Here is a 26,720-nt window from a genome sequence, read left to right on the forward strand (position 1 = left end):
TTATGACTCCAGCTTCTATTCAGGCACTCGACCTCTCTGTTCGTTTTAAAAGCCGATTGCTGTTTCACATTCCTCAATTGAATTTAGCCCCTCGAGATGCCATTTATTTAACGGGTGATAACGGCGTAGGTAAAACGACCTTATTAAAAGTGTTAGCTGGGCTACAAAAACCAACAACTGGCAGTATTAATATTCATCAGCATACTTTTTTAAAACGTCTCTTTAGCGGATGCTATGAAGGGAGTATCATCTACCTCCATCAAACACCATACATGTTTGATGCAACAGTATTTAATAATGTATGCTATGGATTAAGATTTGCGATAAAAGATCGCCAAAAACGTCGAAACGAAGCGATTAATGCGCTGCGCATGGTCGGCCTTGAAACGTTAGCAAATGAACATGTCTCGGTTTTATCTGGTGGTGAGCGTCAACGCGTCGCAATGGCACGCGCATGGGTACTTAAACCTAGCGTATTATTAATGGATGAATCCAGTGCCAGCATGGATCAAGAATCCATCAATCGCCAAGTCATTTTAGCGGAAGATTTATTATCACGTGGCACCAGTTTAGTGATCACCAGCCACCAGCAAAATGCACTCACTGCACTTTGTCGCCGTCAATGGACAATCAATGACACCCAATTAATTGAACGAGCCGATCTTCAACTCGTTACAGATATCAAAAACAATAAGGATAATTATGCCTACGCCTGAACAAACCCATTGGGTCATTTTAGCGGGTGGCCAAGCCAGCCGTATGGGAGGCAACGATAAAGGCCTGATAGAACTTGCAGGTCAACCCTTTATTCAACATGTTATTGATACACTGACACCCCAAACATCTCATATCAGCATTAATGCTAACCGTAATCAGAATATCTACAGCCAATATGGTGATGTGTTTGGTGATAGCATTGAAAACTATCCCGGCCCGCTCGGTGGCATGCATGCAGCTTTGCACCACATTAATAACGATTGGATTGGATTTGTACCTTGTGATTGCCCACAACTCCCCCAGGATTTAGTTTCTCGAATGACAGCGGCATGTCAACCTGACACTGATATAGCGGTTGCTCATAATGGTGATTACATTCAACCTGTTGTAACACTACTTCATCGCCGTATCTTACCTAAGTTAGAAGCTTTCTTAGCTAATGGTGATCGTAAAATCATTTTACTTTATCGCCAATGCAATATGATCACTGTGGATTTTAGTGACCAAACTGATGCTTTTATTAACCTTAATACCCCTGATGAATTATCACAATTTGGAGCACGCCATGACTCAAATTAACGCATCAGTACCATTATTAGGCTTTGCTGCATTCAGTGGCACCGGAAAAACCACCCTACTTGAAGCCATGTTACCTAAATTGGTCAAGCGTGGGTTACGCGTTGCCGTTATTAAACACGCACACCATAATTTTGATCTTGATGAACCGGGCAAAGATAGCTACCGATTACGCAAAGCAGGTGCAAGCCAAATGCTTATCTCCTCGCGTTATCGCCGAGCATTAATCAGTGAAACACCAACAACTGAAGCAACTTTGCCCTATCTAATTAACCAATTAGATCAAACTCAGCTTGATCTGATTTTAGTAGAAGGTTTTAAATCACTCGATTTCCCTAAAATTGAATTACACCGTCAAGTGATTAATAAACCGTGGTTATTTCAAGACGATAACAATATTATTGCAATTGCGAGTGACATTAAAGCCGATACGACCTTACCGCAAATAAGCATTGATGATCTCGAACAATTAACCGATTTCGTGGTGCAATACAGTTCTCAATCACGACAACATCCAATAAAAACAGCAAGTTGTGATGATGTTCAGCTACAAGGTCTGTTATCGGTTGAGCAAGGTCGCCAGCGTATTCTTGCGCAAATAAAGACCATTGATAACCCACTAACAGTTGAGCTTAAACACGCACTGGGTCATATCGTACATACTGATATTCTCTCACCCGTAAATGTGCCACAACATACTAATTCAGCAATGGATGGTTACGCTATTCGTGGTGCAGATATTGATCTCAGTAGCTATACCGTTGTCGGTCAAGTGCTTGCTGGGCATCATTATCCACACCCATTACAAGCAGGTGAAGCGGTTCGCATCATGACAGGCGCACCCGTTCCTCAAGCTGCTGATACCGTGATTATGCGAGAACAAGCACATCAAGATAGTGACACTGTCACGTTTAATCTGGCTATGGGTGCGATTAAAGTAGGTCAAAATGTCCGTTTAGCGGGTGAAGATCTTGCGATTGATCAAGTTGCCGTCGCAAAAGGACAAACCATCACAGCACCAGAGCTTGGCATGGTCGCATCACTTGGGCTCAATGAAATAACCATCAATACTCCTCTTCGAGTGGCTATTTTCTCAACCGGTGATGAAGTACAAGCTCCCGGTGAAGCACAACGACAAAATTGTATTTATGATTCTAACCGCTATAGCTTATTTGCTTTACTGACTCGTCTAGGTTGTGAGGTAGTTGATTTAGGTATTATTGAAGACAGTAAAACCGCGCTTGAAGCGACATTGAACCAAGCTAGCCAACAAGCTGACATGATTCTCTCTTCAGGGGGTGTCTCTGTTGGTGATGCTGACTACATTAAAACTATTCTTGATAAGCTAGGAGAAATTAATTTCTGGCGAATCAATATGCGCCCAGGTCGTCCACTCGCCTTTGGTCATATTAATGATATTCCGTTCTTTGGTTTACCGGGAAATCCTGTCGCTGTTATGGTGACATTTTTACAATTTGTAGAGCCCGCGATTCGTAAACAACAAGGTTATCAAGATTGGCAACCACAAACATATACTGCCATTGCAGCAGAACCTCTGCGTTCTCGTCTTGGACGCACTGAATATTTACGTGGTTATTTTAAGTGGGATGCTAACGGTCGTCTTACCGTAAAAACAATTGGTTCACAAGGTTCAGGTATTTTACGTTCAATGAGTGAAGCTAATTGCCTAATTGAAATTCCTCCACAGCAAGAATATGCACAAATCGGTGATAATGTTAGCGTGATTCCACTTGAAGTACGCTTATAACCAATAATGCATTCATTTATATGACTAAGCCCAACAATATTCGCTGGGCTTTTTTATGCCAACTATTATTAGTATGAATTTTATCAATATATATATTTACATTAATATCATCTGGCTAGACCATTAAAGTGATGTTTATGTTGTAGAATAGCGGCAGTCTTATTTTTAGGTATTATAAGTAAACATGTTTTTAGATTCATATTATTCAGATAACAGCGGTGAATTATCTTTTACTCGTGCACAAGCAAGTCATTTTGCAAAACGCGTAGCCGGTGACTTTAACCCTATTCACGATGAAGATAACAAGCGTTTTTGTGTACCTGGCGATCTGCTATTTTCGGTTCTTTTAGCGAATGTTGGCCTTAGCCAAAAAATGCGCTTCGAATTTGCAGGCATGATCAATGAATCAAGCTGCCTACTTATAGATATTAAATCCCCTACAGAGCTAGCAGTGATCGACTGTAAGGGTAAAGTTTACATGGATGTTAAACGTAGTGGCGAAACAACAAAAGATGAAGTGCTAATTTCACAAGTCACTAAAAACTATGTGCACTTTTCGGGAATGAACTTTCCTCACATCATGGTTCCATTGATGAAATCTAAAGACATCATGATCAACCCAACACGCCCATTGGTGATCTATGAATGCATGGAACTTGATTTCACTCGTTTAGACCTTACTGCGCCCACTGTTGAGCTAACCGATTCTATTATTGAAGTAGAAGGAAAGCGCGGGAATGTAACCCTTCATTTCTGTTTTAAAGAAAATGGGGAAATTGTAGGTACAGGCAGTAAGCGCATGGTAATGAGTGGCTTAAAGCCTTATTGCCAAGATAGTATTGATGACTTAGTGTCACGTTTTAATGAGCGCAAAGACAAATTTAACGCCATTAACAATTAATAGTTAATTAAGTCATCGTTAATCAGTCTCATTCATTATTACTCAAGAATGTATTACTAAGAAAAAGCCCAACCGACTATCGATTGGGCTTTTTTGATGGTAATGATATTTAGTGATGTTTTATTGATCTTTACTGCTAACTTCAGACGCGAGAGGTAAATACAATCGTGATCGTAATCCTGGATGATTATCACTGAAAACTAACTCACCATTATGGCGAATAACCACCGCTTCAACTAGCGATAATCCTAATCCAAAACCTTGATGGGTACGGCTACGATCAGCGCGAAACATAGGTTCACGAATACGTTTTTTATCTTCATTTGATACCCCCATGCCATTATCAATCACAACCACACCAAAATGATCAACAATAACATCAATAACACCCATCTCAGGCGTGTACTTAATTGAATTTTCAACCAAATTATAGACAGCCCTAAATAATAAACTAGGCTCACCTTGTAATCGGTATGGTTGATCTTCTCTAAAGCTCAGTTGCTGCTGTTTCTCATCTGAAATAGGTAATAAGAACTCAACCACATCACGACATACTTGAGACAAATCGACCCATTCTTTGTCAATATGCTGCTTGCCACTGTTTAAATTAGCAATTTCCAACATACCGTTAAACATACTAAGCAATACTTCTAAGTCATCATGGCATGCTTCTAATTCTGTTGTATATGGGGCTGTATTTTGGGTTAATAACCGTTCTAAGCGTAGTTTCATGCGGGCAATAGGCGTACGTAAATCATGAGCCATACCAACCGACAATGCCTTTAACGACGTCTCTTTTTTCTCTACCTGTTCTATCATGAAATTAAGATGCATGGCTAACACATCAAACTCATCATCATTGGTACTAACGGGTAACTTAACCCCTTTTTCACCTAATATAACCCGATTCATTCCCTGATTAACCCGCGCTAATTTTTTCAATATTACAACGGCAAATAATGAAGCTCCTGCCAGCATGATAATAACGGGGATAGCAATTCCAGAAAGTAACATTGGAATAACCGTCTCTCGGTACGATTGCATAAATTGGGGATTAATCTTTATGACTAACTCCATTCCTAAAGGCAATGTTACCACCTGAGATAATTGGGCAGTTTTACTTGGACCAAACATCAATGACGCCGTTGGATAAAGTAACAGTTCCTTATTAATGCGTTTTCCCGGCTGTACAATATAACTAAATGTCGTATTACTTTGCTTGCGTTGCGCTATCGTTCGGTATAATTCAGCGCTATCACCTTTGTTAACTATCATCGAAAACAAATTAGCTTCATTAACCAAATCACGTTTTAATTGCTGGTGGTAAAACGTTTCAGAACTAACCACTACCTGATTGATAAATAAAATAAAAATAAAAGCGACACAGGTAATAAAATACATCAACACTTTAAAAATAGTTGATCGCGACAGGTTTTCAGACCCGGCGTAAGACATAACCAGCCCCTCGAACGGTATGAATTAAACTTGGCTCACCATCTGATTCCAATTTCTTACGTAAATTAGCGATATGAACATCAATCACATTGGTTTTAGGATCAAAATGGTAGCTCCACACCGATTCAAACAGACTCATGCGAGAGACAACACTTTCAACATGTTCCATTAAGTATTGCAGTAACAAAAACTCTTTTTGCTGTAAATTAATCAGTCGAGAACCTCGCCAGACTCGATGTGATTTAATATCTAATCGTAAATCATCATAGCTATATTCAGACGAAACCGTTGCGACTAATTGATTACGTTTAACAAGAATATTGGCGCGAGCAACAAGCTCAGCTAACGCAAAAGGCTTCGTCAGATAATCATCGCTTCCCGACGTTAAGCCAACAACACGATCTTCAACGCTATCCATTGCACTTAATATCAGCACTGGCGTGTGGTTTTCCGCTGCCCTTAATGCTCCTAGCACTTTCAAACCATCTAATTGCGGTAACATGCGATCTAAGATAATAAGTTGATATTCATAACGGGTTGCCATCATTAAACCTTGCTGACCATCTTCCGCTTCATCGACTACAAAACCCTGCTCTTGTAATCCCCTCGCAATAAATTCGCGGGTTGTGAGGTCATCTTCAATTACTAATATTCTCATTTCATGCCTAAACCTAGATCTAATCACTCATTAATGCTTTACCCGTAACTCTTTAATATTATACACCGTACACATTTATTCTTAGGTATAAAAAAACGGCCTACCAGAAGGTAGACCGTTTAACGCGACCATAGGGGGAAGTTATGAAATCGCGAATACTTTCTCTTACTTAACGAATGAAGACTTAAAGTGCTTTCATTTGGTTAGCAATAATCTCAGCTTGTGGACCAATAATAACTTGAAGGTTATTTGAGCCTACGTTTACAACACCCTTCGCACCTAACTGTTTTAGTTTAGCGTCATTGATGATTGTACGGTCAACAATACCTAGGCGAAGACGAGTAATACAAGCAGAAATATCAGTTAAGTTATCTTTGCCACCTAGTGCTGCTAGGTATTGTACTGCTAAATCAGCTTTGCTGTCTGTATCAGGGTTTGAATCTTCTTCAGGTGCATCTTCACGACCCGGTGTTTTAAGATTGAACATCTTAATCGCACCAACAAAGATCACGAAGTAAATAGCGCCAACCACGAAACCCATTGGAATGATTTCCCATGAATTATGCGCTGCTGGAGCATTATAGTTCAAGATGTAATCAATCAAGCCAGATGAGAAGCTAAATGCCATGTGAATATTAAGCATTGATGCAACAACAATACTCACACCCATCAAAATAGCGTGTACTAAGTACAAACCAGGTGCTAGGAACATGAACATAAATTCAATTGGTTCTGTAATACCGGTTAAGAATGCAGTTAATGCAACACTTAACAACATACCACCAATTACTTTCTTATTCTCTTTCTTAGCTGTTACATAGAAAGCCAATGCTGCACTTGGAAGACCAAACATTACAACAGGGAAGAAACCACTTAAAATACGTCCTGCAGATGGGTCACCCGCAAAGAAACGTGAGATTTCACCTGTAACAATTTGACCTGTAGCTGGATCGGTATAGTTACCAAACACAAACCAAACCATACTGTTAAGAATGTGGTGTAGACCAAGTGGAATCAATAGACGGTTAGCAATACCGTATACAAATTCGCCTGGCATACCACTAGTAAGAATCCACTTACCTAAATGGTTGATCCCATCTTGCACTGGAGGCCAAACAAGGCTAAAGGCAAAAGCAAGAATCAATGCAACTAAACCTGTGATGATAGGTACAAAACGTTTACCACCAAAGAAGCCTAGGAATTCTGGCAATTTAATTGCATGGAAACGGTTATACAATAGACCGGCACATACACCAATAATAATACCACCAGCAACACCTGGGTCGACATCAGCATTTAGCGTTTTCATTGCAGCCATCATGATGAAATAACCAACCGCTGCCGCAATTGCCGCTGCTGCTGAGTTATCTTTTGAGAAGCCACCAGCAACACCCATAGCAAATAAAAGCGCTAAGTTTGTGAAAACCGCCTGACCACCTGCTGCAATAAAAGGTATGTTTAATAGATCGGGTTGTCCAATACGTAATAAAATACCAGCAATAGGTAATACTGCGATTGGAAACATTATCGCGTTTCCTAACTTTTGGAAATGTCCAAGAATACTCATTCCCTTCTCCATATCATCACATTAAAATTAATAAACAACATATGTCGTTTAAGCATGTGCTAACCATACAGTAGTTCGCAAAACTTAGTTCAAGATAAACATTAAGTTTTCTTAATGTTTGCGTTATTTCACGTGACAACCTTCACAATTTAAGAAATATCATGAAAATTAATTATAATAAATTACAAATTTAACATCTAAATAACCGCCAAATTTGTAAACTTTATGAGTATAAATTATTATCTTATTGTTTAAGAAATAAAAAACATAAACATTACCTGACAAATAAGCATAGAAGTTGTTATCCAACGATTTTATTAATGACATTTGATACAATTTATGCGAAAAGAAACAGCCGATATTAAACCATGAAAAATATCACGTTATAACAGTCTTATTTTTTATGGCTTACTTAATTATTACATAATGATAAGATTGAACTCTCTCGATGATGACTTTTATATCTAAAAAATTACCTAATTTTATTGCATTAGGCTTATTTGCAATATTGCTATTTATTGCAATTCATATATTCCCAGTGCCTGTGTTAACTACGCCAGTAAGTAGTGCGGCGGGTATTACATTTGCTTTATTAACCGATAGTGCTGGCAGTCCGTTTTTCCTTATCACCTCCGCATTATTGTGTCTTACCCCTGTTTTTATGCGGTTACCAAAGAAAACCATCACTAAAGTATGGATTCAATTTGGTATCTTATTAGTGTTAAGTTTTGTCACTAAAACAGTATTAAAACATGAAACAGCCATTCCTCGCCCTTATACCTATGAGTTACAACACTTACATTTGGTCGATTCACCTACTGCTTTCTATGCATTAGATTCAGCAGCTAAAGATAATGTCGTAAAAGAAGCGTCTGCCTATGTCAGCCCTTGGCGTTTACGCAGCTGGGAAGGTGAAACAAACTACTCATTCCCTTCTGGTCACACTATTTTTGCAGCTATCTGTGTTTTATTTTGGGGTGGTTTTTTTATTCGCCAAGGTAAATATCTTATCGCAAGTGGCTTAATCATTTGGGCAACAGGTGTCGGTATTAGCCGCTTATGGCTAGGTATGCACTTCCCTTCTGATGTCATGGGGTCAATACTCTCAGCCGCAGTGCTTTATTTCTTTGTTCCTGAATGGAATGAAAATACTAAGAAAAACAGAAAATAACATATAATCACTAATAAAAAAAAGGCTCATCGAATAATACGATGAGCCTTTTTTATAAAATAAATAATCTTATGGCAAACCTAACTAACACTCGGAATATGTTCGTACTCAACAATAAGTTGATTACCAACGTATGTTACTTTCTTAATTTCGCCATCAAAGATAAACGTATTCTTAACAATAGAGTTTACTAGCGATCCTTTTTGTACCGCTTCACGCAACGAAGGAAGTATTAAAACTGGATCAATATTTAAAATGCCACAAAAATCATTAACAAACTGATGTCGAATAACAGAATCCCCTCGCAGAATGTCTGAAAATTCAAGTTGCGTTAACTCTAGCTTTTTAGCCATCTCTATTTGAGTTATACGCATTTTTGCTTTGTAGCTCATCCATGTATCGTGCAAAACTCGACGATCTTTTTCAGTATATTGCATTTCTTTTCCTAAAGGCGCTTTCAATACATTAAATAAACCCAACGTTATTCATCACAGTGCGCAAGGGTAAATTTAAACGAATTGATTTTTTTATCCATAAATTAGCTGTAAGAATATGTGTCAGTCATTCATACGAGCAATATAATATAGGTATATTTCATACTTTATTACAAGTTATTCATTGTTGAATTGCAGATTAAACCTATAATGCATAAAAATCATAAAGGCTAAGTTAATCATCAAAATGATACGTCATTGGTTCTATTTTATTGTGCATAGCGTGCTAATCCTCACTGTATTAACCAATACAGCGTATGCACACACCACAAAAATAATGCCAATGCCATATTGTAGCTGCATGGAAAAGAGTCCCTGTTGCAAGAATAACGCTAGCGTTGAACAATATATAGCAACATCTGCTAACAATTCAATTTGTAGCGATGATTGTAATAGCGATGATTGCTCGTCACAGTCTCAACACCAACCAGCACTATTAACTAGCTTTAGTTTTCAATCTATCCATAGTACCGAAATACTCATAAGTGTATTGTGGCTGCTGTAAAGAATGGGTCGCACATATGAAAGATAATGGCTTTGAGTTAGAAAACGTTTACCAAGAAAATCTCACACCCACAAAAATCAAACTAGGCGTATTACCTGAGTATGCATCTTGTCATACCGCTCAAATTGAAGGTTATACTTTTGAAGGTCATGTTCCTGCGACTGATATCAAACGATTTTTAGCGAGCAAGCCAACAAGAATGAAAGGCTTGGCTGTTGGAGGAATGCCAATGGGATCACCTGGTATGGAATATGGTGATAAGAAAGACAGCTATAACGTGGTTGCTTTTGATGACAAAGGTCGCACGATGGTGTGGGCAAGTCATAACTAATCACTAAATAAAGCAAAGGTTGGCCTAAATATTTAGATCCAACCTTATTATCATTAAACTCTTCTACACTTAAATGAGAATAACACTCAACTACGAGGTTATCTCATGAATAAATTACTCAATAATGAAAAACATGAATTGATAGATTTATTAGATCAAGCACAATATACAGGACTGATCACTTATAAACACATCGATTCATTAACCACTGAATCCAGTTACTTTACAATAAATAAAGGTAACTACTTTGTTAAAATTCGCTTATCCGATCATGGCGAACACCATTCTCACCCACGAATTAATATTTACATTTTTGAAGATCAAGATTCCGTGAATAAATACTTAAATTTTTTCACGGAAAATGACGATGTCGATAGCTTTAATTCAGCAATTAAGCGTATCCATCGTTATATCTATGGTACGTAATCTTTTTTTAAGATATAAAAAGTTATAGTGCGCTATCTAAACACGTTACTTTGTAAATAGATCTCGATTGGGATCCGATTTCTCAGCCCACTCGGGATCTAATTCGCGCTTTTCGAAATAAATTTGCAAGCCATTAAAATAAGTAAATGCCGTTAACTCTGAATCTTTACCGAAATATTCAAAAAATACGTCTTCGTGATCAGCTAACTCGACTAGCGTTTGAATACCGCGTTCTAATGCCCATTGAATCGCAGGCGGTGCAATAATGGTACGGTACAGCATCAATTGTTTAATATCAGCCAACGCGACTTTACGTAGTTCTTTCGTCGAACGATGTGATACTTGTGCATTAGCCTGCTCTTCTGCCAATAACGCCCGTAAACTACCAATACTTGACTCACGCTCTGCTGGTGAATAACCATAAGTCGTTTTACAAAAGCGTAAGGCATAAGTCATTTTTTCACGCCCGACCAGCTCTATCACTTGTTCTAAATAAGGCTGAGGAATAGCATACAACGCAGCCAACTGAGTCACTGCGTGATTTAAACTCGTATAAATGATGCCATCATATTCAAATTGAAATGTCGTCGTCACATCATAGCAAGGCAAGCCATCAATATTGATTGGCCATCCCGCGTAATTGACTCGATCTTTAGCGATTTCAAACATCTTCCAACCACTAAAACGAAAACCTTCAAGAGCTTTACCCTCCATTTCAGACGATTCAAGTTCTTCTTTGGTCCAGTTAACCCCAATTTGTAGATGTTTATGGTATTTCTTATGCAGTTGCTGTTTCACTTTATCGCGCAGTACATCTAAGCTACTGACCTTTACCGCATTAGCAAAAGTAAAACACTCTTGGCAACACGGCAGCATAATCGGTAAGGTTTGATTATCATAATTTGGGACAGCCATAAAAGCATGGCTATCAAAATACGGCTCACCGCAAAACCAGCAGGTATGGCGGTAATTAAAAGGCACATCAATATTATGGTATGAAGAAGTCATTTATCTGCTATTTATAAGTTAAAGTACGTTGAGTATTATGCAAAGACTGCCACCGAACAACAAGGTTATTTGTAACGAAGGTTATCCGTCATTTTATCGGCTAACTGTTGAAACAACGCTATCTCATCTAGACTAATGTTTTTTGTTATTTTTTCCTGCATCGTATTATCAATAACCACCAGTTTTGCGACAATCTCTATGCCACGATCAGTAACACATAAATACGAACTTCGCTTGTCTGTTGGATGGGCTACCTTAGTAATAAATTCTTTATCTATTAAGGTGTTAACTAACCGTGTGATTTGTGCCTTATCTCGTTCTAACACTGTTGCTATATCAATAGCGGTACACGGTGTCATTTTATTAATGATCTTAATTACTCGAACATGCATCGGTGTAACATCCAGATTAAGTTGTTCAATCTGCTCATGTAATTGACGTTTTAACGCATGTACCAATTGAAATAAATTATCTAGCGTTTTGTTATTAACCATTATATTTCCGCTATATCCAAGGATCATATAGTTGACAACATCAACTATACTCATGTTTATTTCAAATAAGAGTACAATTATGTCTAATAAAAAAACCTATCGTATTACCATTGAAGAAGTAGAGTCTCCGTCATCTACCGCCCAAACCATGCAATTTGAATTTCAAGATAGAGAAGATCTGTTTAAGATAGTTAAAAACTTGAAGAAAGGCTGTGAGTTAGATGCAACGCAAGCAACAAGAGTCGGTGTTGCTCTGCGATTATTAGGCCCGGTTATGATGATAAACCGCAAACATCCACTTTTTGCTGACTTTATGCCCCACTTTAAAACATTTATGCAGTCACTTAAAAATACCGTTAAACAATCATTAATCGATAAATGATTTCATCAGCTTAAATATCTTTCTTGGGGAGGTAAAAATATCAATACCGAGACTACATTGCGCATAATATTAAACTACTCATTAATTAATGTTGCAGTAGTCTGAATATTGATTTTATTCTCTTGCTAATGATCTTTTTTTAAATACACTCACGCGATATTTATTTTATCCGTGATCTTTACATGAAAAAACTAATGGTTAGCTCAATGTTAGCCTCAACACTGTTATTAAGTGGTTGTGTTACTTTCCCTACTACAGAATCAGCCAACGTTGATGTTATTTGGGATGATGTGAAAGCTGTTGAAAATTGTCAACGCCTAGGGATTGTATATGGTTCAGAAGGTCATTTTTATGACTATTGGTTCCATGCGGATAAAGACATGCTCTGGGGAACAATAAACCAAATGCGTATTAAAGCCGCGGCATTAGGTGCAAATACCGTGTATCTCTATCAACCACTTGGTTTTTCTACTTCAGTAACCATGTTTGCTAATGCTTATTTATGTCAGCAACCAGCCGTTACTTCAATCGTTAAACCTGAAACAATACCAGCGGTTAAATAACAACATAACAGACATTGGTTTCGCATTCTTGTGCCAAATTCTGAATTTATGACCACTGAATTTAGGACAGCCATTGTTTGTAATGACTGCCCTAACATTAACTAAGGTTTCTGTAATAACACGATTGTAATGTCTTGAGCATCATGACGCTCAGGCAATTGTTCCCATACTTCGCCCCAAGTACGATTAACAATGCGTCCTCTTTGTACCGCAGGACGATTAAGTATCATTGTTGCCCAGCGTTGAACATGAGTATAACTTGCTACATCAAGAAACTCGCTCGCATTATAAAGATGGCCTAATACTAAATTGCCATACCACGGCCACATTGCGATATCCGCAATACTGTATTCATCACCTGCAATATATTGATGAGACGCAAGCTGTTTATCTAACACATCTAATTGGCGTTTTACTTCCATCGTAAAACGATTAATTGGGTATTCTAGTTTTTCATCTGCATAAGCATAAAAATGACCAAAACCACCACCAAGATAAGGTGCTGAACCTTGTAACCAAAATAACCAGTTCATTACTTGTGTACGATCGTTAATTGACTGAGGTAAGAACAGGTCAAATTTTTCAGCTAAATAAAATAAGATTGAACCAGACTCAAAAATATTAACCGCTTGACCTTGTGAATGATCCACTAATGCTGGAATTTTTGAGTTAGGATTAATATCAACAAAGCCAGAAGAGAATTGATCACCTTCAGAAATATTAATCAAATGCGCGTCATAATCAGCGTCAGATTTACCCGCCGCTAACAACTCTTCAAGCATGATCGTTATTTTTTGTCCGTTGGGTGTCCCCATAGAATAAAGCTGCAATGGATGCTTACCTATCGGTAGTGCCTTATCATGTGTCGCACCTGACACGGGACGATTGATCTGTGCCCATTGACCACCATTGTTATTATCAAATTGCCATTGTTTAGGTGGAATGTATTGATTTGTCATGTTAACTCCTAACAATTGTTATTTGTTTACTAATAGTCGAGTTGGTCGCATTATTGTTTATCTGCAATGATCATATCAATAAGATCCATCATTGAATTTGAATACATTTTTGGTTTTAAATACAACGGATTATACGGCACACCTGTTCTATCAATATAAGCGGCATTCAAGCCTGCCGATAAAGCGCCATGTGTATCCCAGTCATGAGTTGCGACTAAACATAATTGGTCTATCGGTTGTTGTAATTTTTGAGCCGCAAATTTATAAACGGTAGGATCAGGTTTGAAACTTCCTGTCTCTTCTACAGAAATAATGTCATCGAAATAGTCAGTTAATTGTGCATATTCCATTTGTGTTGCAATGAGGGTTAATGATGAATTAGATAAAGCGACAACTTTAAACCCGTGTTGGCGCAACTTACTAAGTGCTGGCTTTATATCAGAATAAGGCGATAAATTTGAAAAAGCGCCAAGTAACTCGGCTCGCTGGCCTTCTGTTAATTGAATCTTATAATTAGCGGCAACCGTATCAAGAGTAATACGGGCTAGCTCTGCAAAATTGCTTTTAACTGTTGTCGTAATACAGACCGTAGAAAGATGCAGTAACTTTGAAAACCAGAGAGACAGCGCATCTTCGCTACCAAAAGCTGACTTAAATATTGGCTTTAGAGCCCCTAAATTTAAAACCGTTTCATTTATATCAAAAAGTATCACTTTCTTGTTCATATAATTACTCTTTACAATAAGTTAAAACGCATAAACGATATCCTTATCGTAGAGTAACTATACTTAACATTGATAATTCAACTTGTCCAATATTCTATATACCGATTAATTAGATGATATATTCTATTTATAATAGATCACCGTATTGACGAGTTAGATACCAGCCTTATATTTTTTAACTGCTCGACACTTAGAAAATGACATTTCTAACATATTCACAATCAATCCCTATTAAATACATAGCTATAACTACACCAATATCCTTAAATATCAGGTTATAAACCAAAAAACACTCGACATAATAATGCCGAGTGTCATAACTAATATTAATATGATTTACCCCTTGGGTGGATATGGATCATTTCCGTGACTATCTTTTCCTGCAATTTTACCGTCTTTATTATGAATCACTAATTCTGATTCTTGATTCAAACTAATCGTTCTTGCACGATCGACAGCTTCTTGCTTCGTCTCAAAATGACCTGAAGATCTTTATCCTCCACTTTGTTTAATATCCCAACCACCGTCAGAGTTTGAAACCACATGGGTACTTTTTGTCATCATCACCCCTTTTTGTATTTGGTATGAGCACATTTAGGGCAAGGTGGGAGTGTGTCAGTATGATCATCTAAATCAACTCGTTGACCACATTTTTCACAATAATAAGCACCTTTACCCGGTTTTTCTCCCGTTGTTGCCATTATATCTTCTCCATATTGAATCAAGAATATACCCATCAAAACCACTGGATATAATTTCATTATACTCTTAAAAATAACGGCGTTTTGAGAAGTCACTCCAAATTATCTTCATAAGAGCACTCTGGACAGCCACATCTTTTACTATTGAATAGTGCCCCTAAAAAAATAAACCATTTCACCAACGACAAGTGCTTTAGCTATTAAAATGACCGCTTAATATCTTATATTCTCCACTAAACCTGTCTTATTTCCATATTTCAAGATCGACAACGTCTACAATCCTGACGGTTATTGCAGTGTTTTCATCTAATTATAAGAAGCTATCTCTAATTAGGGTGTAACTGGTGACTCGCCGACTTTCCTTTGCACCAATGCCCACCAATACGTTGTTTGAAGGCGCACATTCGGGACCATCTACCGCTTACATTGGCATAATGTTCCATAAATTGTTCACTGTGCTCAAGCCAAGCATCCGGTGTTATTCCCATTTGCTGTAAAATCTTGGGCTGATTAGGTGCAATAAAACCTTTTTTATCATTTCGAATACACCGACCAGTCCAGTCAATCAGTTCGAGATAATCGGCAAAAGCAAAGTTTATACCTGCTTTTTTAGCTTGATGTTCTGCGCCAACAAAGGGTAATAATTGAAAATGACTGTGATTTGATGAGGATGGTTTAGAGGGAGTTTTCGTTTGATGATGTTCACGAATACGTTGCTGAATAGAGGTAAAATCAGACTGTTCGAGTGACGGTGTAACACCCGCCCTTATCGGGTTTAAATCAACATACATCATGCACGATAATAATGCTTGTTCATCCAGTAGTGCTTGAGACTTAAACCGCCCTTCCCAAAACGCCCCTTTGCATTGATCTTCTTTATTCGATTTTCGCGCTATTTCTTCATTAAGGCAGCGCATGAACCAGCTAATACTGCCTAATCGTTGCTGCCATTCAGCCACTAAATTTGATAATGCTTGTTGTTTATCTGCGGCTATTTGACCCTCTTTTAAAAAATTGACAGCGATAGGATGTCCACTAAATAACTGCAACCAACGTGATATCACATCTTCAGGGATTAGCTTTTGTTGTTGTTCCGTATCTATTTTTAACACTAAATGATAATGATTACTCATCACGGCATAAGCGCACACATCAATACAAAACACAGCGGCTAATTGTTTGATTTTATTTACTATCCAACCACGACGATGTTGATAGTTTTTACCGTTATACGGATCATCGCCACACAGGTACGCACGGCGTACACAACGATTAATTACATGATAAAAAGGCGTAATTTGAGGTTCTATCAATTTCCGTCTTGAGATTGTCATTAGCTTTACCATAAGTAACTTGAAACTTAAGTGTAGTTACTTATGATTGATGTGCAATGTTATGGCTGTCCATTGTTTTTTATACTTTAAAGTTTTTCTTAATAACTGTCTGCTTTGATGCATCTTTATATATAACTGTACGAATACACATTAAAAATCGAGGATCTCGTATAGAATAATTGTTATCACTCTTATTTAATAAAGGTGTTGTTCCCTCTGATAACTTACTTAAAATACTACCAATTCCCATATTTGTTTTAGGTATTGTTGATGGGAATTCTACCCTTATCATGGCATCAATTTTTTTAGAGTCAAATTGATGTGTTGATATATTCCCAATACAATATATTACTTGATTTTTTCTAGCTACGGCTGTGGACCTATTTCCCCAGTGGCAATCAATTACATTGTAACTTTGTCTTAAACCTTGCTTTAACCACTGAAGATTTGCCTTTGTCCAAAGAGAACGTTCATACTTCCAATCATTGTCTTCAATTTCATATGCTAGACTCTCACAATATTCATGAACTCTTTGTGGTATACCTAATGTAATAAAATAAACCTGCCTAGCCAACTGGATCAGTTTTTCACCTGTGATCTTAATAGCTAATTGATCAAAGCCTTTTTTTACTATTTCCATTACTTGCCCTGAATCTAATCCAACTACTTTATCTATTTCATTTATTCTATTTGAGACTGATTCAACATTTTTAGTCTCACTAAAATATTGAAGTACACCACTTGGAACACCAACAATTAAAAAGTTAATATTACATGTAGAATAGCGTTCATCATCGAGTAATATGATGATATCAGCAAGCTCATTCATTAATTCTACTGAGTCAAATATTGATTCCAAATTATCTAAAACAATTATTTTTTTAGAATCATTACTTTCATGGAAAACTCTAAACGCTTTAAGAAGAGGTTCTTCCTGAGCAATATCGTAATTACTATTATGTTTAAGTCCTCCTTTTGCAAAATAAGCATTTATCTCAGCAACCTTTTCTTCATTAAAACCAAGCTTATTCACTGTTCCAGGTTCAATTATACAATTACATATTTCTTGAGTAATAGATTTAAGTCTTGAGGCATTAGCACAGTTGGCAATTACATGCGGTATTGAGTTTTCACTTAAAACTTTCTTGTAAAGCCAAGATTTACCATTACCACTTTCACCAAAAACCAAAGAATGGGAATTCCTATTTAATGCACGCTTGAGAGCTTTTTCATGACGAGGACGTTCCACATACATGTCATCGTTAACTTCGCTTTGTCTAGGGGTGAAAACTTCTGTAATATTTTTTCTATTTATCATTTAATTAATTCTTTTTATTTAAAAAATACGTAAAACATAAATAATGCAACTAAAAAATCACCTAAGTATATCTTTAAGTCTTCGCAGCATTCTACTCTCACCAATAAAAAACACATTACCAATCAAATATCTTGTTACACTTCATATCCAATAAAGTGCACAAACTAAGGTGCATCTCTTTCTCGTTACTGCTCTTACTCATAACCGCTGTATCATCTACCAACTAACCAGGTTTAAGATAACCGCTTTGTCGTAATAACTACCTCTAAAGTCATTTACTTTTACACTTTAGGCGGGATATTTCTGACTAAATATCAATCTCCTATCGCAATTAACTGCAATTCACACCATTATCACAATTACAGGCTTGTAGTCTGAGGGCATAAAGCGGTAAAATATGTGCCCTATTTTAGTCATGAGAATGTTTAATGTCAGAACAGAAGCGAAAGGCCCTCAAGAAAATTGCAAAATGTCTTGAGTTGGGTAATTCAGCAAATGTGAACGAAGCAGCCCAAGCCATTCGTATGGCTCACCGCCTCATGCTCAAATATGGTCTAGAAAAAGATGATATTGAATTCATTAAGATGGGCAAAACCAAGTCAAAAACATTATTACCAACGGATATTAGCTCTCAAATTCTAAAAATCATTCGTGGTATTAATCGTCGTTTTGGGGTTGAGTGTGTTCTTACTAATTACAAGGGATTAAAACAAGCTGAGTTTATTGGTGCTGCTGAACGGGCAATTTTTGCTGCCTTTGCCTTTGATATTGTTTACCGTGAAATGAACCAGCAAACAGGTCAATTCCGTAATAGCTTTGCAGGTACAGGCACGAGCACACCAGAAGTGACTCGTCGAGTATCATCATTTCTCGCAGGCTGGCTTGAAGGCGCATTAGAAAAACTACCCGTATTGAATACTGATGATGACCATGACCAGCGCATGGCAAACTACATTGATAAGCAGTTTGAAAATTTAGATCGTGAAACCTTTAAAAAACAACTTCAAGAAGCAATGAAATCACTCACTGATGATTATGAAAAAGGCATGAAAAAAGGCCGTTCTATCTCAGTAAATCGTCCTGTTGGTGGTACAAGTGCTCAACAAGAACTCAAACGCTTAAACTAGATTTATCGTTTCTAAACAAAAAAGTCGCTTTTGCGGCTTTTTTTATAATTATCTCTTTCCGTAACCAGTAATAGCAATAAAGACCGTGTTATTTATTTATAGTTAAACATGCCAATTGAACAATAAAAGCACCATCAAACTTACTTTATTAGCATCTAACCGTAGCTTTTTGAACAAGTCGTTTAAAAAAACGGCAAAATAATCAATTTCAATGTAAGAACATCAAAGAAGTGGGATTTATCTCTCATTTTTATGATAGAATGAATCAAAATCCCTTATTTCTATAGCCTTTAGACATGAAATTTCCTGGTCAACGTAAGTCAAAGCATTACTTCCCTGTCAATGCTCGCGATCCATTGGTTGTTCAAATTCAACAAGAAAACCCATTAGCTAAATCACATCTTGTTGGCGTAGGTCAAACGATTGTTGATATTGAAGCCCGTGTCGATGATGACTTCTTAGCCAGACATGCTCTAAGTAAAGGCCACTCTTTAGTTCTTGATGAAGATAAAGCAGAATTGTTATACCAAGAACTAAAAGAACGTAAACTAATCAGCCATGAATACCCTGGCGATACCATTGGTAATACGTTACATAACTACTCTGTTCTTGCTGATGATAAATCAATCTTATTGGGTGTGATGAGTAAAGATCTTAAAATTGGATCTTACGCTTACCGCTACCTTTGCAATACTTCTAGCCGTATTGATCTTGATTACCTTCAACCTGTCTGTGGCCCTATTGGTCGTTGCTACACATTGATTACCAAAGATGGTGAACGTACGTTTGCTATCAATGAAGGTCAAATGAACCAACTCAGCCCTGATAGCATTCCTGAATGTGCATTTAAGCAAGCTTCTGCATTAGTTCTTTCTTCTTATTTGGTTCGCGGTAAACCAACCGACCCAATGAAAGACGCAGCACTTAAAGCGATTGAGTTTGCGAAAAAGAATGATGTGCCAGTGGTACTGACGCTTGGTACTAAATACGTGATTGAAGATAAACGTGAATGGTGGATTGAATTCATTAAAGAACACGTTACTTGTATCGCAATGAACGAAGAAGAAGCAGAAGCGCTTACAGGCGAAAAAGACCCATTAATGGCTGCTGATAAAGCACTAGAATGGGTTGATATGGTATTGTGTACCGCAGGACCTGTTGGTCTTTACATGGCAGGTTACACTGATGACGAACTAAAACGTGAATCGACATTGCCATTATTACCAGGCCGTATTCCTGAATTTAATAAATATGAATTCAGTCGTCCGATGGCAAAAGCTGATTGTATTAATCCGGTTCGTGTTTACTCTCACATCTCACCTTACCTTGGTGGTCCGATGGAGATAAAAAATACTAATGGCGCGGGTGATGCAGCACTATCTGCCCTGCTACATGATATGTCAGCTAACCGTTTCCATAAAATTAATGTACCCAACTCAGCTAAACATACTGCCAATTTTTTATCGTATTCTTCGTTCTCACAAATTTGCCAATATTCAAACCGTGTAAGTTATGAAGTGCTTACTCAGCATGCTCCTCGCCTTTCTCATGGTTTACCTGAACATGAAGATTGCCTTGAAGAAGCATACTGGGAACGTTAATCACGACTAGATTACTATTTTTCAAAAAAGAGCGATTTATCGCTCTTTTTTATTATCTCCATTTTACCTCGCATAATGCCTCGCCAATTATTCATCACCGCTATTCTAATAACTTGAAATAAAACAATAAATATAAAAAACACACCTAATAATCATCATTTTAGTGCGTTTTCTTGCATGATTTATAATCCAATACAACTATTAACTAAGATCACATTGTCGACACCCAATGGACAACAAACTGTGACCAAGTTAAAGGAAAACGTTTTCATTACTATATTTTAGTAAAAGTTTTACTAAAATCCATTCCCATGTTAACTGACTCAATAGCTTTAGTACTTTGAGTTGGTCATTTATTTCTCACATCTTTTGATAACACGTTTATTTCTAGTTTACGTTATCATCGATCTGATTCATGGAGGATATTATGTCTGAATCTATGCGCGGTACGATTGGAAAGTTTGCTCTATTGTCGATGACATTTGCAGCCGTCTTCAATGTCCGTAATATCGTTAACAACAACATTGAATTAGGGTTAAGCTCAGCACCTATTTTTCTTTTTGCTACATTGGTTTATTTCATTCCTTTTGTTTTCATTATTGCTGAATTTGTCTCTGCGAATAAGAACTCTGAATCAGGTATGTATGATTGGATCAAAAAACCACTGGGTACAAAAGCCGCTTATATGGGCTCGTTCTTATACTGGTTTGTGAATCTATTCTGGTTTATCTCATTATTACCTAACGTTATTGCTTATGCTTCGTATGCGATGCTCGGTTATGAATATGCGTTCTCGCCAATGGTAACGTCAATGATTTCAATTGTATTATTTGCAGCGGCTACGCACATCTCCACCAAAGGGGCGTCGTGGTTAGGTAAAATTTCAGAAATCGTTGCTTATGGTGTTTTCGCTCTCTTTGCTGTTTATGTTATTGGTGCCTTAATGGCATTAAATGGTGACACGCCACCAGCAGAACCGATCACATTAGAAGCAATGACGCCAACCATTAACTGGGCAACTTTAGGTATTATGTGTTGGATTTTCCAAGCTGCTGGTGGCGCAGAAACAGCCGCCGCTTATTTGAACGATGTTAAAGGTGGCCAAAAATCGTTTATTAAAGTAATCATTACCGCAGGTGTGATCATTGGTAGCATGTATGCGATTGGTTCGTTATTGGTCAACGTATTTGTTGCTCGTGGTGATCTCTCTTACTCTGGCGGCATGGTTGAGATCTTTACGGGTATGGCTCACTATTTTAACCTTTCAGCACCGTTAGTCGGACGTTTTGTTGGCGTAATACTGTTTATTGCAATGTTTGGTGCAATGATGATGTGGACAGCGGCACCAGTTAAAATTCACTTCTCTGAAATTCCTAAAGGTGTTTACGGTGAGAAAACAACGCAATTAAATAAATACGGTGTACCTGTACGCGCAGCATGGTGGCAGTTTGGATTTGTATTAATAATGCTGATTGCTAACGGTTTTGGCTCTGAATCTGTACAAGAAATGATGAGTACCGCAATCAACTTAACTGCGGGTACGGCAATGCTACCGCCAATCTTTATCATGGTGGCTTACTTTGTGTTCCGTCTTAAGCATGATGATACCCCGCGTGATTTCCGCATGGGCTCTCGACTGTTTGGTATGGGCATGGTGTCAGTATTAATTGTTATCTTTATGGTCAGCATGACAGCGTCTGCTTTCCCTCCCGGTGTTGATCTTGTTAAGGCATTCTTTATCAATGTATTTATGACCGCCGTATTTGCAGGATTAGCTTACTTGTGGATCTCTCGCTTTGAGAAAAAAACGGCTAAAACATCAACATCAACATCAACATCAACATCAACAAAGAATAAAACAGCAATTCAAACTCACTAATGAGTAATATTCATCTAAACAAAAGGCCGATGCGGTTATCGCATCGGCCTTTTTATTTATACGTTTTGTATTACAACTTACTTAAGTGATTAACACTCATTAATTGCATTACGAACCCGCTTATCAGAAATAGGATAAGGCGTACCTAACTGTTGAGCAAAGAAACTCACACGCAGTTCTTCAAGCATCCAACGTATCTCTTTGACTTTATCAGGTACTGGCTGCCCTTTTGGGATCTTATTCAATAACTCTTTATAATTATTAGTTACTGACTCAACTTTTAGAATATGAACCCGATCTTTATTAGGATCAATCGGCAGTTTTTCCATACGACGTTCAATGGCACGCATATAACGTAAAATATCAGGTAAACGCTTCCAACCACATTCAGTTGCAAAGCCTTTAAATATTAAACTTTCAATTTGTACTTTAATATCCGACATAGCAAACGCCATACGTAAATCAATACGGCCTTTTAAACGCTTAGAAATATTAAATGCCGTTGTTAGAATTTCTTCTACCTGCTTAGCAATCTCAACCACCGTATCGCCAAGTTCTGCACGAACATATTCTTTTAATGCTTCAAAAGATTCAGGCTGCCAAGCTAAACCGCCCTTTTGTTCGATTAGCTTATCAATACCACACGCAATGCAATCATCAATTAAATCAAGCACACGACCGTACGGATTAAAGTACAAACCTAACTTCGATTTATTTGGTAGATTTGAATGCAAGTATTTAATCGGTGACGGTACGTTTAATAAGATCAAACGACGTTGTCCCGCTTGCATGGCATTATGTTGTTCTTCTTCAGTTTCAAACAGTTTGATACCAACAGAATCTTTGTTATCGGTTAATGCAGGGAATGCTTTAACTTCAAACCCGCCACGCTTTTGTTGATAACGTTCAGGCAACGCACCAAAGGTCCATGATTTCAAACCTTCTTGCTCAATATCATCATCAGCCACTTGCGATAAGGTTTCTTGTACCTTTTCTTTCAAGTTTTCTTTTAAGCCATAGATATCTTTACTTTCACGTAACTTACGGTTGCGATGATCAACGGCACGATAGGTAATCTTAAGGTGATCGGGGATCTGCTCTAATTTCCAATCTTCACGCACCAGAGTAACACCACTCATTCGTTTTAGCTCTTTCTCAAGTGCATCGAGTAGTGGCATTTCCATTGGCTTAACACGCGCAAGGAAAGCATCTGCATAGTTAGGTGCTGGCACAAAGTTACGGCGTAACGGTTTCGGTAATGCTTTAATTAACGCAACCACAAGCTCATGTCGTAAACCCGGAATTTGCCAATCAAAACCATCAGGTTTCACTTGGTTTAAAATCGCTAGTGGTACATGCACCGTCACACCATCGTTATCTTCACCCGGCTCGAACTGATAACTTAATTTAAGCTTCAAGTTTCCTTGGTGCCAAAAGTTAGGATAATCAAGATCGGTAACATGGCTTGCATCACCACGGAACAACATTTCACGTTCAAAGTTAAGCAGCTCTGGATTTTCTTTAGAGGCTTTCTTCCACCAGCCATCAAAATGACGACCTGACGTTACGCTTAAATCAATCCGCTGATCATAGAAATTAAACAGTTCGTCATCATCAATCAAGATGTCACGGCAACGTGATTTATGCTCAAGTTCTTCAACTTCACGCAATAACTTACGGTTTTGCTGATAGAACTTATGCTTAGTATCCCAATCACCGTCAACTAATGCTGAACGAATGAATATTTCACGAGATAACGCAGGATCAATATTACCGTAGTTAACTTTGCGTTGACTAACCACTGGAATACCATACAAGGTGATTTTTTCAAACGCATGAACAGCCGCTGATTTTTTCTCCCAGTGAGGTTCACTGTAACTACGCTTAATTAAATGCTCAGCTAAAGGTTCAACCCATTCAGGCTCAATCTTTGCCGCAACGCGTCCCCATAAGCGTGAGGTTTCAACCAGTTCGGCAACCATCACCCATTTAGGCTGTTTCTTGAAAATGCCCGATCCTGGGAAGATATTAAAGCGTGCATTACGCGCACCTTGATATTCATTCTTCTCTTGATCTTTCATACCGATATGCGATAGCAAACCACTTAACAGTGCGATATGAATACCGTCATAACTGGCTTCATTACCATTGATCTTTAAATCAAGCTCTTTAACAACTTGGTTAACTTGGTAATAAATATCTTGCCACTCACGAATACGTAAGTAGTTTAAGTATTCTTTCTTACACAAGCGGCGGAAATGGTTATTGGATAATTCTTTCTGTTGTTCTTGAATGTAATCCCATAGGTTTACAAACGTGACAAAATCAGAGTCTTTATCGTAAAAACGACGGTGTTTTTCATCTGATTGTTGCTTTTTATCGGATGGACGTTCGCGCGGATCTTGAATGGATAGCGCACAAGCAATGATCATCACTTCACGTAATGATCCTGTTTTAGGTGCTTCTAATACCATTCGCGCTAAACGAGGATCAATCGGCAAACGTGCTAACTGACGTCCAAGATTTGATAAACGCTTACGAGGATCGGTTGCCTTAGGATTAATAGCGCCTAATTCTTCCAACAAACGAATACCATCTTGGATATTACGGTTATCAGGAGCTTCTAAAAATGGGAAGGCTTGAATATCACCTAAACCAATCGCCGTCATTTGCAAAATAACTGACGCTAAGTTAGTACGTAGAATTTCTGGATCAGTAAATTCTGGGCGTGATAAGAAATCATCCTCAGAATATAAACGAATACAGATACCTTCTTGTACACGACCACAACGACCCATCCGCTGATTTGCACTGGCTTGTGAAATCGCTTCAATAGGCAGACGTTGTACTTTAGTTCGGTAACTATAACGACTAATACGTGCAGTACCGGGGTCAATAACATATTTGATCCCAGGAACAGTTAACGAGGTTTCAGCAACGTTGGTTGATAAAACAATCCGACGACCAGCATGTGACTGGAATACTCGATTTTGTTCGTTAGCAGATAAACGCGCGTACAACGGCAAGACTTCGGTATGACGTATATTACGTTTTTCTAATGCATCGGCGGTATCACGAATTTCACGCTCACCGTTCATGAAGATCAGAATATCGCCCATGCCTTCATCGCACAGTTCATCAACCGCGTCAAAAATCGCATCAAGTTGGTCACGATCAGTGTCATCGCCATCTTCAATAACAGGACGGTAACGCACTTCTACTGGGAAGGTACGACCTGAAACTTCAATGATCGGAGCATTATTAAAGTGCTTTGAAAAACGCTCAGGGTCGATTGTTGCCGATGTAATAATAACTTTTAAATCTGGGCGCTTAGGCAATAATTCGCGTAAGTAACCCATGATAAAGTCAATATTAAGACTACGTTCGTGCGCTTCATCGATAATGATGGTGTCATATTGACTTAAAAAACGGTCATGCTGAATTTCAGCCAGCAAGATACCGTCAGTCATTAACTTAACGTGGCTACGATCAGAAACCTGATCATTAAATCGGACTTTATAGCCGACATGCGAACCAAGCTCACACTCCATTTCCTCGGCAATACGTGTTGCAACAGTACGAGCAGCAAGACGACGAGGCTGAGTATGACCAATCATACCGTGTGTACCACGGCCCAGTTCTAAACAGATTTTCGGTAACTGAGTCGTTTTACCCGAGCCTGTTTCACCGGCAACAATAACCACTTGATTATGTTTAATGGCTTCTGCAATGTCGTCTTTCTTCTGACTAACAGGTAACTGAGCAGGATAAATGATTTTAGGACGATGATTACGGCGTAATTCCACCATTTGCATCGATTTAGCAATATCTAACGCAATTTCATCAAATACCGCGTGCTTGGCTTTTTCATTTTTAATTCGTGCCGCACCTTGCACACGTTTGTGCAATCGAAAACGATCGCGCATCATGCAATCTTTAATCGCGGCTTTTAACGTTTTTTCATTATTCAAAACGTCTGGTTGAGTTTGGTTAGACTGACTCAATGTTATTCCTGACTTTTCAATGACTAAGTAAAACCCAACCTGCAAGCTTAAGCATG

The 26,720-nt window shown here is 38.0% G+C and carries 23 protein-coding genes and 2 pseudogenes; 12 read left to right on the forward strand and 13 right to left on the reverse strand.

Going from position 1 to position 26,720, the window contains the following annotated elements:
- Positions 1–2: 2 nt before the first annotated feature.
- The 4 genes from GLP24_RS12360 (at position 3) to GLP24_RS12375 (ending at position 3,962) form a co-directional block, all read left to right on the forward strand.
- On the forward strand, positions 3–716 hold the full coding sequence (locus GLP24_RS12360) for an ATP-binding cassette domain-containing protein (protein ID WP_221944030.1): 714 nt from the start codon (positions 3–5) through the stop codon (positions 714–716).
- Positions 703–1,296 carry a molybdenum cofactor guanylyltransferase MobA gene (mobA, locus tag GLP24_RS12365; protein ID WP_045038026.1) on the forward strand — a complete coding sequence of 198 codons (594 nt, stop codon included), beginning with the start codon at positions 703–705 and terminating at the stop codon, positions 1,294–1,296. The genes GLP24_RS12360 and mobA overlap by 14 nt, the downstream gene beginning before the upstream one ends.
- Complete coding sequence (locus GLP24_RS12370) at positions 1,283–3,061, forward strand: bifunctional molybdopterin-guanine dinucleotide biosynthesis adaptor protein MobB/molybdopterin molybdotransferase MoeA (RefSeq protein ID WP_232616090.1); 1,779 nt, start codon at positions 1,283–1,285, stop codon at positions 3,059–3,061. The genes mobA and GLP24_RS12370 overlap by 14 nt, the downstream gene beginning before the upstream one ends.
- Positions 3,062–3,245: 184 nt before the next feature.
- Positions 3,246–3,962: a DUF3581 domain-containing protein gene (locus GLP24_RS12375; protein ID WP_101768720.1), complete on the forward strand. Its 717-nt coding sequence runs from the start codon at positions 3,246–3,248 to the stop codon at positions 3,960–3,962.
- Between the two features lie 120 nt (positions 3,963–4,082).
- Here the strand turns inward: GLP24_RS12375 and GLP24_RS12380 are convergent, their stop codons facing one another.
- From GLP24_RS12380 to nagE, 3 genes are all read right to left on the reverse strand, one after another.
- Positions 4,083–5,417 (reverse strand): sensor histidine kinase, encoded by a 1,335-nt coding sequence (locus GLP24_RS12380; RefSeq protein WP_232598408.1) that lies wholly within the window; start codon positions 5,415–5,417, stop codon positions 4,083–4,085.
- The gene (locus GLP24_RS12385) at positions 5,398–6,075 is read right to left on the reverse strand and encodes a response regulator transcription factor (protein ID WP_101768722.1); all 678 of its coding nucleotides are present in this window, start codon (positions 6,073–6,075) and stop codon (positions 5,398–5,400) included. Before GLP24_RS12385 ends, GLP24_RS12380 begins: the two co-directional genes overlap by 20 nt.
- A gap of 184 nt (positions 6,076–6,259) precedes the next feature.
- Complete coding sequence (nagE, locus tag GLP24_RS12390) at positions 6,260–7,642, reverse strand: N-acetylglucosamine-specific PTS transporter subunit IIBC (protein ID WP_101768723.1); 1,383 nt, start codon at positions 7,640–7,642, stop codon at positions 6,260–6,262.
- Positions 7,643–8,090: 448 nt separating this feature from the next.
- On the opposite strand from nagE, the gene GLP24_RS12395 reads away from it, so the two are divergent.
- A complete protein-coding gene (locus GLP24_RS12395) occupies positions 8,091–8,813 on the forward strand; it encodes a phosphatase PAP2 family protein (protein WP_232616091.1) in 723 nt (240 codons plus the stop codon).
- A gap of 80 nt (positions 8,814–8,893) precedes the next feature.
- Here the strand turns inward: GLP24_RS12395 and GLP24_RS12400 are convergent, their stop codons facing one another.
- Positions 8,894–9,250: a transcriptional regulator gene (locus tag GLP24_RS12400; RefSeq protein WP_101768725.1), complete on the reverse strand. Its 357-nt coding sequence runs from the start codon at positions 9,248–9,250 to the stop codon at positions 8,894–8,896.
- A 545-nt stretch (positions 9,251–9,795) separates the two neighbouring features.
- On the opposite strand from GLP24_RS12400, the pseudogene GLP24_RS12405 reads away from it, so the two are divergent.
- Positions 9,796–10,143, forward strand: a pseudogene (locus GLP24_RS12405) (DUF411 domain-containing protein); the annotation flags it as partial.
- Between the two features lie 105 nt (positions 10,144–10,248).
- Positions 10,249–10,569 carry a hypothetical protein gene (locus GLP24_RS12410; RefSeq protein ID WP_101768727.1) on the forward strand — a complete coding sequence of 107 codons (321 nt, stop codon included), beginning with the start codon at positions 10,249–10,251 and terminating at the stop codon, positions 10,567–10,569.
- 45 nt (positions 10,570–10,614) lie between these two features.
- Here the strand turns inward: GLP24_RS12410 and GLP24_RS12415 are convergent, their stop codons facing one another.
- Together GLP24_RS12415 and GLP24_RS12420 are read right to left on the reverse strand one after the other, a co-directional pair.
- The gene (locus GLP24_RS12415) at positions 10,615–11,577 is read right to left on the reverse strand and encodes a hypothetical protein (RefSeq protein ID WP_232575632.1); all 963 of its coding nucleotides are present in this window, start codon (positions 11,575–11,577) and stop codon (positions 10,615–10,617) included.
- Positions 11,578–11,642: 65 nt separating this feature from the next.
- Positions 11,643–12,071, reverse strand: a complete 429-nt coding sequence (locus tag GLP24_RS12420) for a MarR family winged helix-turn-helix transcriptional regulator (RefSeq protein ID WP_101768729.1) — start codon at positions 12,069–12,071, stop codon at positions 11,643–11,645.
- 79 nt (positions 12,072–12,150) lie between these two features.
- Here GLP24_RS12420 and GLP24_RS12425 point away from each other — a divergent pair, with 79 nt between their 5' ends.
- Both GLP24_RS12425 and GLP24_RS12430 read left to right on the forward strand, forming a co-directional pair.
- On the forward strand, positions 12,151–12,453 hold the full coding sequence (locus GLP24_RS12425; protein WP_101768730.1) for a DUF3861 domain-containing protein: 303 nt from the start codon (positions 12,151–12,153) through the stop codon (positions 12,451–12,453).
- Positions 12,454–12,635: 182 nt separating this feature from the next.
- Positions 12,636–13,016, forward strand: coding sequence for a DUF4156 domain-containing protein (locus GLP24_RS12430; RefSeq protein WP_101768731.1), 381 nt, complete (start codon positions 12,636–12,638; stop codon positions 13,014–13,016).
- Positions 13,017–13,117: 101 nt separating this feature from the next.
- Here GLP24_RS12430 and yghU read toward each other — a convergent pair whose 3' ends face one another.
- The 6 genes and pseudogenes from yghU to GLP24_RS12460 all read right to left on the reverse strand — a co-directional run bounded on the left by yghU (position 13,118) and on the right by GLP24_RS12460 (position 18,053).
- Positions 13,118–13,975, reverse strand: coding sequence for a glutathione-dependent disulfide-bond oxidoreductase (yghU, locus tag GLP24_RS12435; RefSeq protein WP_232616092.1), 858 nt, complete (start codon positions 13,973–13,975; stop codon positions 13,118–13,120).
- A gap of 50 nt (positions 13,976–14,025) precedes the next feature.
- The gene (locus GLP24_RS12440) at positions 14,026–14,700 is read right to left on the reverse strand and encodes a haloacid dehalogenase type II (protein ID WP_232598413.1); all 675 of its coding nucleotides are present in this window, start codon (positions 14,698–14,700) and stop codon (positions 14,026–14,028) included.
- Positions 14,701–15,036: 336 nt separating this feature from the next.
- A pseudogene (locus GLP24_RS19955) lies at positions 15,037–15,180 on the reverse strand (DUF2188 domain-containing protein); the annotation flags it as partial.
- Positions 15,181–15,263: 83 nt separating this feature from the next.
- Complete coding sequence (locus GLP24_RS12450; protein ID WP_045038041.1) at positions 15,264–15,401, reverse strand: zinc ribbon-containing protein; 138 nt, start codon at positions 15,399–15,401, stop codon at positions 15,264–15,266.
- A gap of 326 nt (positions 15,402–15,727) precedes the next feature.
- A complete protein-coding gene (locus GLP24_RS12455) occupies positions 15,728–16,735 on the reverse strand; it encodes a transposase (RefSeq protein WP_232616094.1) in 1,008 nt (335 codons plus the stop codon).
- Positions 16,736–16,814: 79 nt separating this feature from the next.
- Complete coding sequence (locus tag GLP24_RS12460; protein ID WP_152652697.1) at positions 16,815–18,053, reverse strand: AAA family ATPase; 1,239 nt, start codon at positions 18,051–18,053, stop codon at positions 16,815–16,817.
- A gap of 428 nt (positions 18,054–18,481) precedes the next feature.
- On the opposite strand from GLP24_RS12460, the gene GLP24_RS12465 reads away from it, so the two are divergent.
- The 3 genes from GLP24_RS12465 (at position 18,482) to GLP24_RS12475 (ending at position 22,660) form a co-directional block, all read left to right on the forward strand.
- Positions 18,482–19,180 (forward strand): DUF2786 domain-containing protein, encoded by a 699-nt coding sequence (locus GLP24_RS12465; RefSeq protein WP_101768737.1) that lies wholly within the window; start codon positions 18,482–18,484, stop codon positions 19,178–19,180.
- Positions 19,181–19,476: 296 nt separating this feature from the next.
- Positions 19,477–20,781 carry an inosine/guanosine kinase gene (locus tag GLP24_RS12470; protein WP_101768738.1) on the forward strand — a complete coding sequence of 435 codons (1,305 nt, stop codon included), beginning with the start codon at positions 19,477–19,479 and terminating at the stop codon, positions 20,779–20,781.
- Positions 20,782–21,208: 427 nt separating this feature from the next.
- Positions 21,209–22,660, forward strand: coding sequence for an amino acid permease (locus tag GLP24_RS12475; protein ID WP_101768739.1), 1,452 nt, complete (start codon positions 21,209–21,211; stop codon positions 22,658–22,660).
- Between the two features lie 89 nt (positions 22,661–22,749).
- On the opposite strand, the gene hrpA is transcribed toward GLP24_RS12475, so the two are convergent.
- Positions 22,750–26,631 carry an ATP-dependent RNA helicase HrpA gene (hrpA, locus tag GLP24_RS12480; RefSeq protein ID WP_407951508.1) on the reverse strand — a complete coding sequence of 1,294 codons (3,882 nt, stop codon included), beginning with the start codon at positions 26,629–26,631 and terminating at the stop codon, positions 22,750–22,752.
- Positions 26,632–26,720 lie beyond the last annotated feature (89 nt).

The organism is Photobacterium carnosum, from assembly GCF_021236965.1.
In the GTDB taxonomy this organism is placed as follows: domain Bacteria; phylum Pseudomonadota; class Gammaproteobacteria; order Enterobacterales; family Vibrionaceae; genus Photobacterium; species Photobacterium carnosum.